The organism is Verrucomicrobium sp. BvORR106, from assembly GCF_000739655.1.
Lineage (GTDB): Bacteria > Verrucomicrobiota > Verrucomicrobiia > Verrucomicrobiales > Verrucomicrobiaceae > Verrucomicrobium.
In genome coordinates this window covers 98488-114881 of the sequence record NZ_BATR01000162.1, presented here as the reverse complement: position 1 = coordinate 114881, position 16394 = coordinate 98488, and the positions used below count along the sequence as shown (strand labels likewise).

Sequence of the window (16394 nt, the reverse complement as noted above, 5' to 3'; positions counted from 1 at the left end):
AACACAATCGCCAACGTGAGCGCAACTCCCTACTCACCAATTTCTTACGACGGCGATTTAGTTGCCGATTCCAAGATTTTCATCGGGAAACAACAACCTGACGAGGCGACAAAATGAAACTCTCTAGCGCAAAGGTCTGCGTAGTCGATCCAGATGTTTCTGGAAGGTTCCGGATATTGGAATGGCTGGATGAAGCTGGCTGTCAAGCGGAAACGTATTCGAGCGGCAGGGGATTTCTCTCTGGCTGTCAGGCTGCGAGTCCGGTCTGTGTGATCCTGGAAGTGGATCTCCCGGACATGACGGGTCTCGAATTGCAGCGGCATCTGAAGGAGAGAGGTCGAAGCGATCAGATGGTGTTCGTGACGGCGAGACCGGGAGTGGAAGCCTGTGTCTCCGCGATGAAAATGGGGGCGGTGGACTATTTTTCCAAGCCGGTGCAGCGCGAACCTTTGATGGATGCGGTGAGTCTGGCCCTCAAGCGGTCGGCCAATCTCGCGACCAAGCGGGCCATCCAGAAAGAAGCGCACACTCGGGTCTCCTCCCTGACGCAGCGTCAGATGGAGGTGATGGAACTTCTCATCCGGGGGATGTCCAATCGATCCGTGGCTCAGGCACTGGGCGCGACGGAAGCGACCATCAAGATTCACCGCCGCAGGATCATGGAAAAGATGACGGCAGACTCGCTCCCGGAGCTGGTGGCGATGGCGCGTGAGGCAGGGATCAAAGTCCCGTGGCAGATGACCTTCCGCTCAGAACTGGTGACAGGCATGTCCCTGCGTTCTGCGGATTGAGTTTCCTGTGAGCAGCATGTGCGTGGTTGCTCAAGTATTCAGATTTCAGAGAACGAAAAAGGGTCAAAGTGGCGGAAGCGCACTTTGACCCTTTAAGTTTGGGACAGGGCTGACGGGCAGACTAGCCGCCACCGGCTCCGACCATGCCAGCATCAGGGGCCGTCATGCGAGCGGGATCCAGGGCTTCGGTCAGTTCTGCTTCGGTGATGCCCAACTCCTCGAGGCGTTCCAGGCAGAGTTGCCGGACCGGAGTGCCGGTCTTGGCAGAAAGCTTGGCGATCACAGAGGCCTTGTCGTAGCCAATCTTCGAGTTCAGGCCGGTCACCATGGCCAGGCTGTATTCAATGAGCTCGGCGCAACGCTCGCGCTTGGCTTCGATGCCGTCCACGCAACGCTCACGGAAGATGCCGGCGGCGTTGGTGAGCAGTTCGATGCTTTCCAGCAGCGCGGCTGCCAGGGCGGGCATCATCACATTGAGCTCGAAGTTGCCGTTGGCGGCGCACCACGTGACCGTGGTGTCATTGCCGACGACGCGAGCGCACACCTGCATGAGGCTCTCCGACATGACGGGGTTCACCTTGCCGGGCATGATGCTGCTGCCGGGCTGGGTGGCGGGCAGGGAGACTTCACCGATGCCGCACTGGGGACCGCTGCCAAGCCAGCGAACGTCGTTGGCGATCTTGAACAAGCTGGTGGCAATGGTCTTGAGCTGGCCGCTGGCCTCGACAAGAGCGTCTTTGGCCGATTGGGCTTCGAAGTGATCTTTGGCTTCGCGGAAGGCGATGCCTGTCTTCTCGGCGAGCAGGGCGATGGCCCTGGCCGGGAAGTCTGGGTGGCAGTTCAAGCCGGTGCCCACCGCGGTGCCGCCAAGGGGCAGTTCGAGAATGGCGTTGATGGCCTTGTGGGAGCGGTCCACGGCGAGTTCCACCTGGCGGGCGAATCCTTTGAACTCCTGCCCGAGGCGCACGGGGGTGGCATCCATCAAGTGGGTGCGACCGATCTTGAGCACATCCCAAAACTCTTTGCTCTTGGCTTCAAGGGAGGCTTGGAGCTTCTGGAGGGAAGGGACGAGCTTGTGGAGCAGTTCCTGAGCGACCGCGATGTGAATGGCGGTGGGGAAGGTGTCGTTGGACGACTGCCCCATATTCACGTGGTCGTTTGGGTGAACGGGTTCCTTGGCACCAATCGGCTTGCCAGCGATCTGGCAGATCCGGTTGGAGATCACCTCGTTGGCGTTCATGTTGGTGCTCGTGCCAGAGCCGGTCTGGTAAATGTCGAGCACGAAGTGAGCGTCCAGATCTCCGGCCGCGACTTCCAGGGCGGCCTGCTCGATCAGAGCGGCTTTGTCAGCAGCGAGGATGCCGAGGTCGGCATGCACCTTGGCGGCGGCCCATTTGATAAGTCCGTAGGCGTGCACCACCGGGTAGGGGACCGGCCGGCCGCTCACGGGGAAATTGAGGACAGCGCGCTGAGTAGAGGCGCCGTAGAGTGCTTCAGCGGGCACGGGCATTTCGCCCATGCTGTCTTTTTCAAGGCGGGTACTCATGTCTGATTACATTGCACCTTTCTTCAGATATGTGAACGCGACGGCCCCCGCGACGAGAAAACAAACAGCGATGATCATTCCGATTGTCATGCTGCATGGCATAGCCGGGATTGGCGGGCTTGCCAGATCTTTTTGTCTTTCCGACGAATCGTTTTCGGAATCTCCAGATCCAGCCCGATGCTCCTGGGAAAGCCCCTGTAGGAGTCAGGCCGGGGCCTGGAAAATGGAAAGAGGTTGCGAGTCGGCTCAGAGGAGGGGAAAATGCCCGGATCCCGCTCCGCAGGCCGGAAAGAAAGCACAAACAATCTTCATTTTAGGTTGCGCGACCGCGGGTTTTATATATCTTGGCAAGCTCTATGGCTAAAACGAGCTGGATCGAACGCAACAAGCGCAAACAAAAGACGGTTGAGAAGTACGCGAAACTTCGCGAAGAACTCAAGGCTAAGGGTGACTACGTGGGTCTCTCCATGCTTCCCCGTGATGCCAGCCCGACTCGCCTCGTGAACCGCTGCCGTGTCTCCGGTCGTCGCCGCGCTTTCATCCGCCGCTTCCAGATGTCCCGTCTTACCTTCCGTGAAATGGCTTCCGCAGGGCTCATTCCCGGTGTGACCAAATCCAGCTGGTAATTTCGGTCCAGGTTACATCAATTTGACTTTGCGAAGGTGCTGCGACGCAGCACCTTTGTTTTTGTAGATGCCGACCTACCATTACATCGCCGTCATTCCTGAAAACGGCTGCCCCCGCTGCAGCAAGGGGTTTGATTTGCGACGTCCCATTAGTCGGCCGCCTCTTACGGAGTGCCCCCTGTGCAAGACGCCAGTGAGGAAAGTCATCACTTCGGTAAATACCCCCAGGGTATCTAAACCCATGTCCGTTTCCGACGCCAAAAGTGCAGGATTTACCATCCTGGAGAAGCGTTGTGATGGATCTTACGAAAAACTTTGACACTATTGAGGCGCGGAAAACGCTTCGCGCCGTCTCATGATTCTCTCTCTTTCTACTCTTGTCCTCGCCAGCGCCGCCGAACCGGTGGTCCGGGAGTGGCATCTTTCCGGGGGCCAGGTGTTGTGGCAGATCTCGGTCATCATGTTCTTTGTGCTCCTGAATGGCTTCTTCGTGGCCGCGGAGTTCGCGATCGTAAAAGTCCGGGATAGCCAGCTCCAGGAGGAGATCGACGAGGGCAATCGCGGAGCCAAGTTTGCCCGGTCCGTGACGCGGCATCTGGACGCCTATCTTTCCGCTACGCAGCTGGGCATCACCCTGGCGAGTATCGCGCTGGGGATGCTGGGCGAGCCGTATCTCTCCCACATGCTTCAGCCCCTGCTTTTCAAGGTGGGCCTGGAGAATGAAGCGGTGGTGCGGGGCATTGGTTGGGGTGCAGGCTTCGCCATCATCACCTTCCTCCACGTGGTGTTGGGCGAGTTGACTCCCAAGTCCATGGCCATTCGCAAGGCCCTGGCCACCACGCTGCTGATCAGCCGGCCGCTGCACCTCTTCTACGTGGTGCTCAAGCCCGCGATCTTCCTTCTCAATGGCACCGCCAACTGGATCCTCCGTGCGGTGTTCAAGCTCGACCCGGTGGCGGAAGGGGAGCGTGTGCACTCTGAAGAAGAGCTCAAGCACATCGTGGCGGAGAGTCAGCGGTCCGAGGAAGTAACGGAGACCGAAAAGCACATCGTGCTGAATGCTCTGGCCTTGAATGATCGCGCGGTTCGCGATGTCATGACGCCGCGCAAGGACGTGATCTCACTGGATGTGGATGAGCCCTTCGAGGCCAACTTGAAGATTGCCGTCGAGTCCAAGCACACCCGCTTCCCGCTGGTGGAGGGGCACCTGGACCACACCATCGGCCTTGTTCACATCAAGGACATCCTGAAGCTCGTTCACGAAGGGGGCAAGGACGCCAATGATCTGCGCCGCATCAAGCGCGAGCTCCTGCTCGTGCCGGAGATGATGCCGATCGACAAGCTTCTGAAGTTCTTCCTGGAAAAGCACGCGCACCTGGCTCTGGCTGTGGACGAGTACGGCGGCGGCGTCGGCATCGTTACGCTCGATAACGTGGTGGAGGAAATTGTCGGTGACATTCAGGATGAGTTCGACCTTCCGGTGAAGCCTGAGTTCCGTCGTATCAATACCGAGGAGTTCGAGGTGGAAGGCATGCTCAACCTCTATGAGCTCAATGATCTGACGGATCTTGAACTCGAGAGTGATGAGGTCACCACCGTGGGTGGCTACGTGACTCATTTCCTCGGACACTTCCCCAAACAAGGGGAGACGCTGCGGATTGAGAACTATGAGGTGACTGCCACCAAGGTGGAGGCCCGTCGCGTTGCCCAGCTTCATTTCAAGCGCGTGGAACTGCTGCCTGAAGATGAAGATGAAAAGGCGGCGCGTGAGGAGCTGGAAGCGGCCGAGGAAGTGCGCCAGTAGTCGCGGTGCGGGGAGGCCAGTGGCCCTCCTACGCCGCAATCCTGAGAGGGATTCAGGAAACAAAAATTCCAATCAACAGGGCGGCAACGGCGAGGCCGGCACCTGAGATGGCAATGGTGGCGGAGTCGTCCAAGTGATCTGCCTTGGGGCACCAATGGCCGAGAGTCAGCACTCCGATGGCTGCGCACCATACCTTGGCAACTGGCTCGTCCCATCCGATCTGGTGCAGGATCCAAAGGGTGAGCACTGGTGCGGCAATGATGATGGCCAACCAGGTGCTCATGCGGGCAGAAGGGAGAGGGTGGAAAACAAAAAAGGAGACGTGGGTGTGTGAACCCTCCGTCTCCCTTGGGCGTAGTTCGCGGAAACTAAAATCTACTAGCGGCTCAGCTCCAGCATGCGGAGGATCGGCTTCTCGGCGCGCTTGCGCACCTCTTCGGCCATCTCCACCTGCGGACGAAGATTGAGGAGACAGTTGTGAAGCTTCTCCAGGTTGTTCATCTTCATGTAGCGGCAGTCGGCGCAGCGGCAGTGGCCGGTGGGGCCGGGGATGAAGCGCTTGTTGGGAACCTCGCGCTCCAGACGGTGCAGCATGCCGCTCTCTGTCACGATGATGAAGCTCTCGGCCTCACTTTCACGGCAGTAGTGGACCATTTTCTCCGTGCTGCAGACTTCGTCGGCAAGGAGGCGCACGGCGTAGGTGCATTCCGGGTGGGCGACGACCTTGGCGTCAGGGTATTCAGCCTTGATCTGGTTGATGCTGTCGCGGGTGAACTCCACGTGCACGTAGCAGGCTCCTTGCCAGAGGTCCATCTTGCGACCGGTCTGCTCCATGACCCAGGCACCGAGGTTCTGATCGGGTACGAAGAGGATGGGGCGATCCTTGGGGGCGGCTTCGACAATCTTGACCGCGTTGCCGCTGGTGCAGATGCAGTCGCTCAGGGCTTTGACGCCAGCGCTGCAGTTGATGTAGGCGATGACGTAGTAGTTCTTCTCCTTGTGAATTTCGAGGAACTTCTCGAGCTGCGGGGCGGGGCAGCTCTGCTCAAGCGAGCAGCCGGCGTTGGCGTCGGGCAGCACCACGATCTTTTCTGGGTTCACAATCTTGGCGGTCTCTGCCATGAAGTGAACGCCGCAAAAGCAGATCACATCTGCCTTGGTTTCCTTGGCCTTGTAGGCGAGGCCAAGGGAGTCGCCCACGAAATCGGCCAGTTCCTGAATCTCACGGCTCTGATAGTTGTGAGCGAGGATGATGGCGTTGCGTTGCTTTTTCAGCCGAAGAATCTCTTCGGTGATACTTGGAGCGGCGATTTGAACCATGCTGAATATGGTACGAACGCACCGATTCGCAAGCTGCAACCACGGGTTAAAGGTTTGCGAGCATCCTCAGCAGTGCGGCGATGGGCTGCAGGTGGATGGGTTGTAACGAATTGAAACCCAAGCGTTAGTTTCAAAAACCCCAGCGAGGTCGAAGGGGGTTCCGGGCCCTGCAAAAAAAGTGGGCATAACCCGCTGGACCCGCTGCAGGGGAGCACCAAAACGGGCCCCGAGGGCCTCGGTGAGTGTCGGTGGCTCCAAAAAGCGAACCCGAAGCCAGGGGCTTCGGGTTCGAAATCGGTTTAAGGAGTGGATTTGGGGGCTGGACCGCAGCCTGAGACCAGTGACGAGGCACTGACTTGGCGCGGGGCGCTGGGTTCCACTTTCGGCTCCACGCGGAGAATATTCATGGACCCGTCGAGCTCGCCACCGGGGTCAATGCCGATGGAGCGCGCGGTGACGTCGCCATGGACGCTACCTGTCGCTGTGAGCAGAACCCGGCCGATGCACTGAATGTTTCCGGTGACCTTTCCTTGGATCTCCACTTCGGCAGCCTGGATGGTTCTCGTGAACTGGACCTCGCTACCTTTTTCGATCACCAGTCGATTGCATCGCACTTCACCATCGATCAGACCTGAGGTCTTGAGGGTGATGTCCCCGCTGCAAAAGAGGCTGGCATTCACTTGGCCCTGCTGGACGCGAAGGTCGCGGCAGCGGATTTCGGTGGTTTGCACAACGCCGTTGCGGCGGATAAGCACGTCACCACGAGTGTCGATGGGGGTGCTGTAGTCGAGATTGATGTCGAAATCCTCCATGCAGATCGTGGCGGAGCACGAGGGGCAGGTGGTGGATTTGGCGGAGCGGCCGACTTTGAACTTGTGCTGACACTTGCCGCACTCGACTTCCTTGAAGTACTGCTGGCGGTAGTAGCCCTGCTCCTTCATTTTCTGGAAGGTGCTCTGGGCAATGGGGCCCTGCACCTCGCCAGTGGGCTTCGGGCGTTCGGCTTTTTCTGAAATCTCTGTGCGCTGCAGGTAAGCTGGCTTTTTGAGCGCAGCGAGCCCGAGCGGTTGAGGCGCAGGAACCTGAGGCTGAGGTTGCTGGGATCGTGGGCGCACCCCTGACCGGGTCTGGGCACCGGTGAACAGCGAAGGTGCTGCGGGTTCGGCTTCCTTAAAGCCCATCATGTCACCGAGTCCCAGGGGCAGTTCGTCCTGCAAGGGGGCTTCGGTGGGGAGGAGCGCCTTGAACTCTTCTTGAGCTTGAATCTCAGGTTGAGCGGGCGTGGTCTCCGTCGTGGCGGGGGCGTCTGGCTTCCTTAGCTCGGCCAGGAGGGGATCCTTGGCCGACACATCCATCACCGCAGGAAAGACTGCGCTGGGATTCGGGTTGCACTGGGACGAGGCGATTGCGCGCTGCTTTTCGATTCGCAGGTGCTCCCCGCACTTCTTGCAGAAGGTTGTCACCACCAGACGCGGCTCACGCTGAGCCGCGCCGCAAATGGGGCAAGTGACTTCGATTTGATTTTTTGAGAGTGCGGATTTCTCGTCTTTCGGTTCTCTGACTAGAAATTTTCCAAGCACGTCTTTAGAAAGGGTTGTGGATTAGGGCTTCTGAGGGCCACCAGCGCCGCTGTTCGCTGCCTTGGCGGCAGCGCCTTTGCCCACCTGGGACCGGCCCAGGAAAGTGGCTCCTTCTTCAATCGCCAAGGTTGATGCGGTCACGTCGCCCACCAATACGGCATTCGACTTGAGTTCACAACGTTCTTGTACGGTGATGTTGCCTTCAACTTTACCAAAAAGGGTCACGGCGCGGGTTTTGATCTCGCCTTTGATCAACGCATTTTCGCCCACAGTCAATGCGCCATCGGAACTGACTTCACCTTCAATCTTTCCGTCGATGATCAGGTCGTGAGAAAATTTAATGGATCCTTTGATTTCGACGTCGTTGGCGAGAACGTTCTTGCTGGTGGTCATGAGTGGTTGGGTTGACGATCTTGGTGATTGGTTTGCGGAAGAGGGAGTCTGTGCTGCACCGGAAGTGGCTTGAGAAGCGGCGGAATTCTCGCTGCGCCGTTCATCTTTCATGCCTTCCGTGGGTTGTCCGATAATTTGTTTCAGCATTAGGAAAAAGTAATCATTCTGGAGGAACGGTGTCAATCAATCACTCGGATGTTTTTGACGCCCATGGAGTTATTTCTTTGGTCAAATTTTCGCATCCATTTGTTCCGCAATCTCTTCTGCGGGATAAGTCCATATCTCACTAAGTGTTGGATGGTAGTGGGGTGCGGTGGCAACTTGAGCTGCAGTGGCACCAAGGTGCATGGCCATGGCGATTTCATGGATGAGTTCAGTGGCTTCAGGACCCACTACGGAACCGCCCAAAATCTCACCTGTTTCCGGATCACCCAACAACTTCACAAAGCCTTCCATCTCATCCATCACCATGGATTTTCCATGGTCGTTGAACGGGTAGCTAGCAACGAGATAAGGGATGCGCTTTTCACGGGCTTCAGCCTCGGTAAGGCCTACAACTGCGACTTGTGGATGGGTGAAGACTCCAAAGAGTTTGCACCGGTAATCCATACGATGTTTCGGAGGCTGATTCTTCAGCTTGCTTGCGGCATTTTTCGCTGCGACTTCGCCTTGCTGAATTGCCAGATGCACCACTTCCAAGGGCCCAGTGACATCGCCAGCGGCAAACACGCGGGGATGGCTTGTGATCATTTCCGGAGAAACCGGAATTTGACCCTTGCGATCCAAGTCGATCCCGAGGTTTCCGACTTCCAAATGGGCAGTAGCTGGTGTTCTCCCAAGAGCAACTAGAATTTCTGCGACTTCTGATACTTGCTCGGCTCCTGCGTGCTGGAAATACACTCGTTTTTTACCATCTGGAGCAGTTTCCATACGAAGCAGTCGTGTGCCGCAAAAGATGCTCATTCCGCGCTGCTCGAAGGCGCCGTGCACCACGGCGGCGAGATCGGTATCCATGCCGGTGAGGAGATGGGGGCTGCGTTGAATCACGGATACTTCGCGGCCGATTCCTTCAAGGTAGTGGGCCATTTCCAATGCGATGGCTCCACCGCCCAGCACTGCGAACGAGGAAGGGATGTCCTCGGCGTCCAGGAGCGTGTCGCTTGTCCAGAATCCCACCTCATGGAGGCCGGGTACGGAGGGGACGTTGATGACTGAGCCGGTGGCGATCAGAGCTGTCCCGACCGTCAGGCGGCTGATCTGCCCGTCCTTGAGCGTGACCTTGAGGTTCACGGCGTCATCTGGGGATTCGGCAAACTGGGCCATCCCGCGGATGACGGTAAACCGGCCATCGTTGATCTGCTGCTGGCGGTACCCGGCGAAATCGGCGATGAGATGCCGCTTCCGCTGACGGATGACCCGGGTGTCCACCCCTTGGGAGGAGGCTTGCAGGCCGAATTTGGCCGCGTTCCGGATGACAAGGTTGCGGTTGGCGGACTCGATGAGGGTCTTGCTGGGCATGCAGCCCCGCAGGATGCACAGGCCGCCGAGTTCTTCCGCCCCATCGATGATGGCGGTTTTCAGGCCCAGGGCGACGGCGGTGCGGGCGGCGGCATAACCGGCGCTGCCGCCACCTAAAACGGCGAAATCGAAGTCGGTATCGGGGTGCATGGGAGGGTATGTAGCGGTGTTCTGGATACGAACCAGCGGAAACAAGGGGAACAGGGGGTGTTTCCCCGGGAAAAACCACCAGTTTTCCCTCCCAAAACCGTAAAAAAAATTGGCGCTCCGGTGCCCGCTCGCTAGACTGATCTACCCCGCTAGCGGCGCTTAATTTGCGGCATGGCACGATGGTTTGCCTGCTCGCGACCGCAGCGCTCATTTCGGGGTCGGTATTTTGAGCCAACGACCCATGTCCGACGACAATAACACCCCTGAGATCTTCAACACCGGCATCGCTGACAATCAGGCCTACGGTGCGGAGCAAATTGACAAACTCGAGGGCCTGGAGGCGGTTCGCAAGCGACCGGGAATGTACATCGGCGACCCGGACGAGCGAGGTCTCCACCACTGCGTGTTTGAGGTGCTGGACAACTCCATTGACGAGCATCTGGCCGGCTTCTGCAAGACCATCACGGTGACGATTCATTCAGACGGATCCTGCTCGGTGGAAGACGACGGACGCGGAATTCCGGTGGAAGTGCACCCGAAGTTCGGCATTCCCACGGTGGAGCTCGTGATGACGAACCTGCACGCCGGCGGCAAGTTCGGCCAGGGCGCATACAAGTACTCCGGTGGTCTCCACGGCGTGGGTGCCAAGTGCGTGAACGCCCTTTCCGAGTGGTTCAAAGCCGAGGTGTTCCGTGATGGCAAGGTGTATGCCATCTCCTTCGCTCGCGGCAAGACCGTCGAACCGCTCACGGTGGTGGGAGACCTGGAAGACCCCAGCCGGACGGGCACAAAGATCACGTTCTTTCCTGATGCCGAGATCTTCACGATCACCACGGAATTTCGTTTTGAGTTGCTGGTCAACCGCCTTCGTGAGCTTGCTTTCCTGAACCCCGGGGTGATCATCGTGCTGCGGGATGAGCGGCCTGAGCCCATCCGCGAGGAGACTTTCTTCTACAAGTTCGGCGTGGTGGAGTTTGTGGTGCAGCTGGGCGACAACAAGGTGCTGGTTCATGACAAGCCCGTGGTGCTGCGCGGACAGCGTACCATTGAGGTGGAAGACAAGCAGGACATCTGCTTTGTGGACTGTGTGCTGCAGTATAACGACAGCTACTCGGAGCAGATGCTGTGCTTTGCCAACAGCATCCCGAACCCGGACGGCGGCACGCACTTGAGCGGCTTCCGCAGTGCCATGACGCGGGCGATCAACCAGTTCGCCAAAGCGAACAAGATGGTGAAGGAGAGCGATCCGCCGATCACCGGGGAAGACTGCCGCGAAGGCATGGTGTGCATCCTTTCTGTGAAGCTGCCGAACCCGCGCTTCAACTCCCAGACCAAGGGGAAACTGGTCAACGGGGAAGTGGAAGGCGCCGTGAGCAGCGTGGTTTACGAAGGGATGCAGCAGTACCTGGATGAGAATCCAGGGGTGGCCAAGCGCATCATCGACAAGATCCTCACGGCAGCCCGGGCGCGTGAAGCCGCCCGCAAGGCGCGCGAAACGGTGCGCAAGAGCGTGATGACCGGCGGCGGCCTCCCTGGCAAGCTGGCGGACTGCACGGAGCGCGATCCCGCGAAGAGCGAGCTGTTCATCGTCGAAGGTGACTCCGCCGGTGGCTCCGCCAAGGTGGGCCGTGACCGTCGTGTGCAGGCCATTCTGCCGCTGCGAGGCAAGCTGATCAACGTGGAGAAGGCCCGTCTGGACAAGGCGCTGCAGAATCGCGAAATCCAGGCCATGATCACCGCGATCGGCACCGGGATCGGCGATGGCGCGGATGAAGGCAGCTTCCGGCTCGACAAGGCCCGCTACCACAAGATCATCATCATGACCGATGCTGACGTGGACGGCTCGCACATCCGCACGCTGTTGCTGACCTTCTTCTGCCGCCAGATGCCCGAGCTGGTGCGTCGTGGCTACATCTACATCGCCCAGCCGCCGCTCTACCTCGTGAAGCGCCGCAAGCGCGAAGAGTATGTGCAGGACGACGGGGAGTTGAACCACATCCTCATCGACCTGGGCGCGGAAGAAGTGCGCCTGCGAGTGCTCTCAGATTCGGGTGAAAATCCGATGATGGAGAAAGACAAGCTGAAGCCCATCCTGGACCTGCTTTCTCGCCTCTCGCGGTTCAACGAGGTGATCCGGCGCAACGGGGGCGACTTTGAAAAGTACATCCAGTGCCGGGATCAGGAGACCGGGGCCATGCCCGCCTTCCTGGTGCGCATCCGCGATGGCAATGAGGAGATGGTGAGTTATTTCCTGGGTGACCGGGAGCTTGCCGAGTTCGCCCACGCCAATGCTGACCTGGGCCTCTTTGGTCGCTCCATCGAACATGCTCCCGTGGTGGCTGGAACCGAAGGTGCGGAGGGTGCCGAACCCGCTGTGGCAGAGAAGCCGGCCGCGAAGGACGGACGGACTCGTCGTGCCCGGCTGGTGGAGATTCACGAGGCAAACTCGATCAAGAAGCTCCTGGGGCAGCTCTCCGAACTGGGCCTCTCCCTGGACCACTACAGCAGCCAGGACAAGCCGTTGTTTGAGCTGGTGGAAGGTGAGGGGGACAATGCAAGAGTGCACCCCGTGTTCAGCGTGCCCGGCATCCTGGAAGGCGTGATGAACATCGGCCGCCGTGGCCTTGAAATCCGCCGATTCAAAGGTCTGGGTGAAATGAACGCCAAGGAGCTCTACACCACGACGATGGAGCAGAAGACTCGCAAGCTGTTGCGGGTGAGGCTCAATGAGGAGAACGAGATCGAGGCTGACCGCATCTTCACCATTCTCATGGGTGACGTCGTGGAGCCCCGCAAGATCTTCATCGAAGAGAACGCGCTGAACGTGCGCAATCTGGACGTGTGACAAACGCCCGGCTGACCACCTGACCCCGCAGAACTGCCGGTGAGACCGGCGTTCTCAGCACCGACATCGCACTGCCAATTCTTGTGAGCGAAGACAACATCAAGCCCATCAATGTCGAAGAGGAACTCAAGGGTTCTTTCCTCGACTACTCCATGTCCGTCATCATCTCGCGCGCCCTGCCGGACGTGCGCGACGGACTGAAGCCAAGCCAGCGCCGCATCTTGTATGCGATGCATGAGCTCTCGCTCTATCCGCCGAAGAAGCACATGAAGTGTGCGAAGATCTGCGGTGACACCTCGGGTAACTACCACCCCCACGGTGAGGCGGTGATCTATCCCACGCTGGTGAACATGGCACAGCCCTGGTCCATGCGGGATCCGCTGGTGCATCCGCAAGGAAACTTCGGCTCTGTGGAAGGTGACCCTCCTGCAGCCATGCGTTATACGGAGGCCCGGCTCACCCATCTGGGCGGCCACCTCATGGATGACATGGAGAAGGAGACGGTGGATTTCGTCCCCAACTATGACGAACGTCTCACTGAGCCGGTGGTGTTTCCCGCAGCGTTCCCGAACCTGCTGATCAATGGCGGCACCGGCATCGCCGTGGGTATGGCCACGAACCTGCCTCCGCACAATCTCCGGGAGATCGTGGATGGCATTTGCGCGCAGATCGACAATCCTGAGATCACCTTGCAGGGACTGATGCAGTACGTGCGAGGCCCGGACTTCCCCACGGGCTGTACCCTGTTGGGCACGGCAGGCATTCGCGATTACTTCGAGACAGGGCACGGCTCGCTGCGCATCCGCGGCCACGCCGAAATATCGGAAACGGGCACCAAGCCCCAGATCATCATCACCGCGATTCCGTACGGTGTGAACCGCGCGGAACTGTGCAAACGCATCGGTGAGCTGGCTTCAGAGAAGATCATCCCTGAAGTGACGGCCATCCGCGACGAGTCGGATGAAAACACGCGTGTGGTGGTGGATCTCCGCCGGGAAGCCCGCCCCCAGGTGGTGTTGAACAACCTTTACAAGCAGACCTCGCTGGAGACGACCTTCTCCGTGCACATGCTGGCGATCGACAACCGGCGGCCGCGCCTGCTTTCGCTGAAGGATGCGATCAGTTGCTACATCGAGCACCGCCGCGAGGTGATCATCCGACGCACGAAGTACCTGCTCAAGCAGGCGGAGATCGATGCAGAGAAGCTGGAAGCGCTCCTGCTGGCGCTGAGCCAGCTTGATGACTTCATCAAGATGATCCGCACGGCTTCGAGTCGTGACGAGGCGGAAAGCCGGATCAAGGCCTATACCTTCACCCTGGAGGCCGCTCAGGCTCTGGGCATCCTGATCCGCTCCCAGCCGAGCATTCGTAGCGGCCGGTATGTCTTCACGGACCTCCAGGTGAAGCACATCCTCGACCTGCGTCTCTATCAACTGACTGCCCTGGAGCGGACGAAGCTTCAGGCTGACTACGAGGCCCTGCTCAACACCATCACGGACCTGATGGACATCCTGGCGAAGGAGAGCCGCGTGCTCACCATCATCAAGGATGAACTGGGCAACATCCGCACCAAGTATGGCACCGAGCGTCTCACCAAGATCGAAGCCGCAGAGGGCGAGATTAACATTGAGGACCTCATCGCCAACGAGCGCAACATCGTCACCATCACGCACCGTGGCTTCGTCAAGCGCACGCTGGCCAGTGAATTCCGCACGCAGGCACGCGGGGGCAAGGGCCTGAAAGGCATGGAGACGCGGGAGGCGGCCGGTGAAGATGATGCGGCCGACTTTGTGGAGCACCTCTTTGCCGCGAGCGCGCATGACTATTTGATGTTCTTCACCAACACGGGGCGTGTGTACGTGGAGCGTGTTTATCAGGTTCCTGAAATGGCGCGCACCGGCAAGGGGCGCAGCATCAAGAACCTGCTCAACCTCCGGGCTGAGGAGAAGATCGCTGCGGTGCTCCGTCTTGAGGTGGACAGCGAACATGAAGAGGGCGTGTGGCGCTCTGATCGCTTTGTCCTGTTCGCGACCAAGGATGGCACGGTGAAGAAGACCGAGCTGGCCGACTTCAAGAACATCCGCAAAGACGGAATTATTGCGGTGAAGTTGGATGAAGGAAATGACCTGATCCAGGTCATCCTCACCAATGGCTCCAGTGAGATCTGCCTCGTCACCAGTGAGGGCATGTGTGTGAAGTGTGAGGAAACGGACATCCGTCCCATGGGCCGCGCGGCCGCCGGGGTGATGGGCATTCGTCCTGGCGAGACTGACCATGTCGTCTCCCTGACCGCTGTGGATCAGACCGCGCAGCTTCTGGTGGTGTCTGAGAAGGGCTTGGGCAAACGCACGCCGTTCGAGGAATATCGCAAGACCAATCGTGGCGCCAAGGGCGTGACCACCATGAACGTGACGGAGAAGACCGGCAACGTGGTGGCGGCCATGGCGGTGCATGAAGAGGATGAACTCATGCTCATGACCAGCAGCGGCCAGAGCGTGCGCATCCGGGTGGCGGACATCCGCCAGACGGGGCGCAATGCTCAGGGCGTGAAGCTCATGAACCTGAACGAAGGCGAAACCATCCAGGACGTGGCCAAGGTCATCCCTGACGACGAAGAAAAAGTCGAAGGTGAGATCTTGGGTGGTGAGTCGGGAACTCCTGCCGCCGAGGGGGCTGAGGCTTCTGACGCGGGTGCGTCTGCTCCGGAAACGGCCCAGAGTGAGGGTGAAGCCAGCGGTGATGACGCCGAGGCTTCCTAGCCCACACGGCCTTTAACGGCAGCTTGAATTCAGAGACGCCTTCCTTCGCCGGTTCTGCCGGATGAGGGAAGGCGTTTAAACTTTGGGGACTTGTCGAATCAACTTGAAGTTGAGCATCCTTTTCCTGGCGGGCATGCGATGGTATATTGCCCGTGTATCTCCCGCTTAACGGTGGGAGACTGGTTTCGAACCTTTCGCACCTCTAATTTTCTGCTGCCATGCCAACCAACGTTCTGGGTACTGAACTGAAGTGTTGCTGCAAGAAGCCCCTGACCGGCTTTTACCGGGACGGCTACTGTCGCACTGGATCGGAAGACCGCGGTCTGCACACCGTCTGTGCGGTGATGACGGATGATTTTCTCCTGTTCTCGAAAGCCTGTGGGAATGACTTGCTGACCCCCGTGCCAGAGTGGGGATTCAACGGCCTGAAGAACGGGGACAAGTGGTGCCTCTGCATTACCCGCTGGAAAGAGGCGCTGGAGGCGGGATGGGCACCGGATGTGGTACTGGAAGCCACCCACATGTCGGCGCTGGAGTTTGTCTCGCTGGAGGATCTCAAGAAGTTTGAGTACAAGGACCAGGAGGCGAAGTAGGGGTAGGCTCTGGGACTGGGAGACCTTTAGTCGCTAGGCTGGTGGCTACTTCTGGCACCCCTTCAGGGTGCAATCGTTTGTGCGAGATTACAGGGGACGGGCTCGTGAAACTCGCCCGGCCCCTGGCTACCATCTGGGATGCCTTCGGCATGGTTGACCGCCCGGCGGGAGAATGAGGAAACTCGCCCGGCCTCTGACTACCGTCTGAGATGCCTTCGGCATGTGCTGATCGAGTCGGGAGGGGCTCCAGAACTCAACAGGAAAGGTGGACAAGTCATCGCACCTGAAGAGGGGCGAGGGCGTCGATGCTGAAACTGTGCAGGCAAAGGGACCTCGCTGGCATCCACTCCGGGATGCAAAACTCATTTGGATCTTCCGGAGGTGTCAGTCGCTACGCTCCCTCAACCTCCGGCTAAGGGCTTTGATGCCTCCGGCATCGGGAAGCCCGGTCAGGGGTACGATTAGATCG

General features: G+C 58.9%; 13 protein-coding genes. 7 read left to right on the top strand and 6 right to left on the bottom strand.

The genetic code is table 11. From position 1 onward, the window contains the following. Window positions 1-113 precede the first annotated feature (113 nt). Window positions 114-791, top strand: a complete 678-nt coding sequence (locus BV106_RS28265) for a response regulator (protein ID WP_081892367.1) — start codon at window positions 114-116, stop codon at window positions 789-791. A gap of 121 nt (window positions 792-912) precedes the next feature. On the opposite strand, the gene BV106_RS28260 is transcribed toward BV106_RS28265, so the two are convergent. Further along, window positions 913-2337: a class II fumarate hydratase gene (locus tag BV106_RS28260; RefSeq protein WP_038170376.1), complete on the bottom strand. Its 1425-nt coding sequence runs from the start codon at window positions 2335-2337 to the stop codon at window positions 913-915. 356 nt (window positions 2338-2693) lie between these two features. On the opposite strand from BV106_RS28260, the gene rpsN reads away from it, so the two are divergent. The 3 genes from rpsN (at window position 2694) to BV106_RS28250 (ending at window position 4767) form a co-directional block, all read left to right on the top strand. Continuing rightward, window positions 2694-2963 (top strand): 30S ribosomal protein S14, encoded by a 270-nt coding sequence (gene rpsN / locus BV106_RS28255; protein WP_038170375.1) that lies wholly within the window; start codon window positions 2694-2696, stop codon window positions 2961-2963. Window positions 2964-3030: 67 nt separating this feature from the next. Then, a complete protein-coding gene (locus tag BV106_RS37660) occupies window positions 3031-3282 on the top strand; it encodes an FmdB family zinc ribbon protein (protein ID WP_081892365.1) in 252 nt (83 codons plus the stop codon). Window positions 3283-3318: 36 nt separating this feature from the next. Further along, a complete protein-coding gene (locus tag BV106_RS28250) occupies window positions 3319-4767 on the top strand; it encodes a hemolysin family protein (RefSeq protein WP_051946436.1) in 1449 nt (482 codons plus the stop codon). Between the two features lie 52 nt (window positions 4768-4819). On the opposite strand, the gene BV106_RS28245 is transcribed toward BV106_RS28250, so the two are convergent. From BV106_RS28245 to BV106_RS28225, 5 genes are all read right to left on the bottom strand, one after another. Continuing rightward, a complete protein-coding gene (locus tag BV106_RS28245) occupies window positions 4820-5050 on the bottom strand; it encodes a hypothetical protein (protein WP_038170374.1) in 231 nt (76 codons plus the stop codon). Window positions 5051-5145: 95 nt separating this feature from the next. After that, entirely contained in the window at window positions 5146-6087 is a 942-nt protein-coding gene (gene nadA, locus BV106_RS28240; RefSeq protein ID WP_051946435.1) for a quinolinate synthase NadA, read from the bottom strand. Window positions 6088-6386: 299 nt separating this feature from the next. Next, complete coding sequence (locus BV106_RS28235; RefSeq protein WP_265596158.1) at window positions 6387-7550, bottom strand: polymer-forming cytoskeletal protein; 1164 nt, start codon at window positions 7548-7550, stop codon at window positions 6387-6389. A 138-nt stretch (window positions 7551-7688) separates the two neighbouring features. Then, window positions 7689-8207, bottom strand: a complete 519-nt coding sequence (locus tag BV106_RS28230) for a polymer-forming cytoskeletal protein (protein ID WP_265596157.1) — start codon at window positions 8205-8207, stop codon at window positions 7689-7691. 81 nt (window positions 8208-8288) lie between these two features. Next, window positions 8289-9728, bottom strand: coding sequence for an FAD-dependent oxidoreductase (locus tag BV106_RS28225; protein ID WP_038170365.1), 1440 nt, complete (start codon window positions 9726-9728; stop codon window positions 8289-8291). A gap of 241 nt (window positions 9729-9969) precedes the next feature. On the opposite strand from BV106_RS28225, the gene gyrB reads away from it, so the two are divergent. The 3 genes from gyrB (at window position 9970) to BV106_RS28210 (ending at window position 15925) form a co-directional block, all read left to right on the top strand. After that, window positions 9970-12573 (top strand): DNA topoisomerase (ATP-hydrolyzing) subunit B, encoded by a 2604-nt coding sequence (gene gyrB / locus BV106_RS28220; protein WP_038170364.1) that lies wholly within the window; start codon window positions 9970-9972, stop codon window positions 12571-12573. 83 nt (window positions 12574-12656) lie between these two features. Then, window positions 12657-15332 (top strand): DNA gyrase subunit A, encoded by a 2676-nt coding sequence (gyrA, locus tag BV106_RS28215; protein ID WP_038170363.1) that lies wholly within the window; start codon window positions 12657-12659, stop codon window positions 15330-15332. 218 nt (window positions 15333-15550) lie between these two features. After that, window positions 15551-15925, top strand: a complete 375-nt coding sequence (locus BV106_RS28210; protein ID WP_038170358.1) for a DUF2237 domain-containing protein — start codon at window positions 15551-15553, stop codon at window positions 15923-15925. Window positions 15926-16394 lie beyond the last annotated feature (469 nt).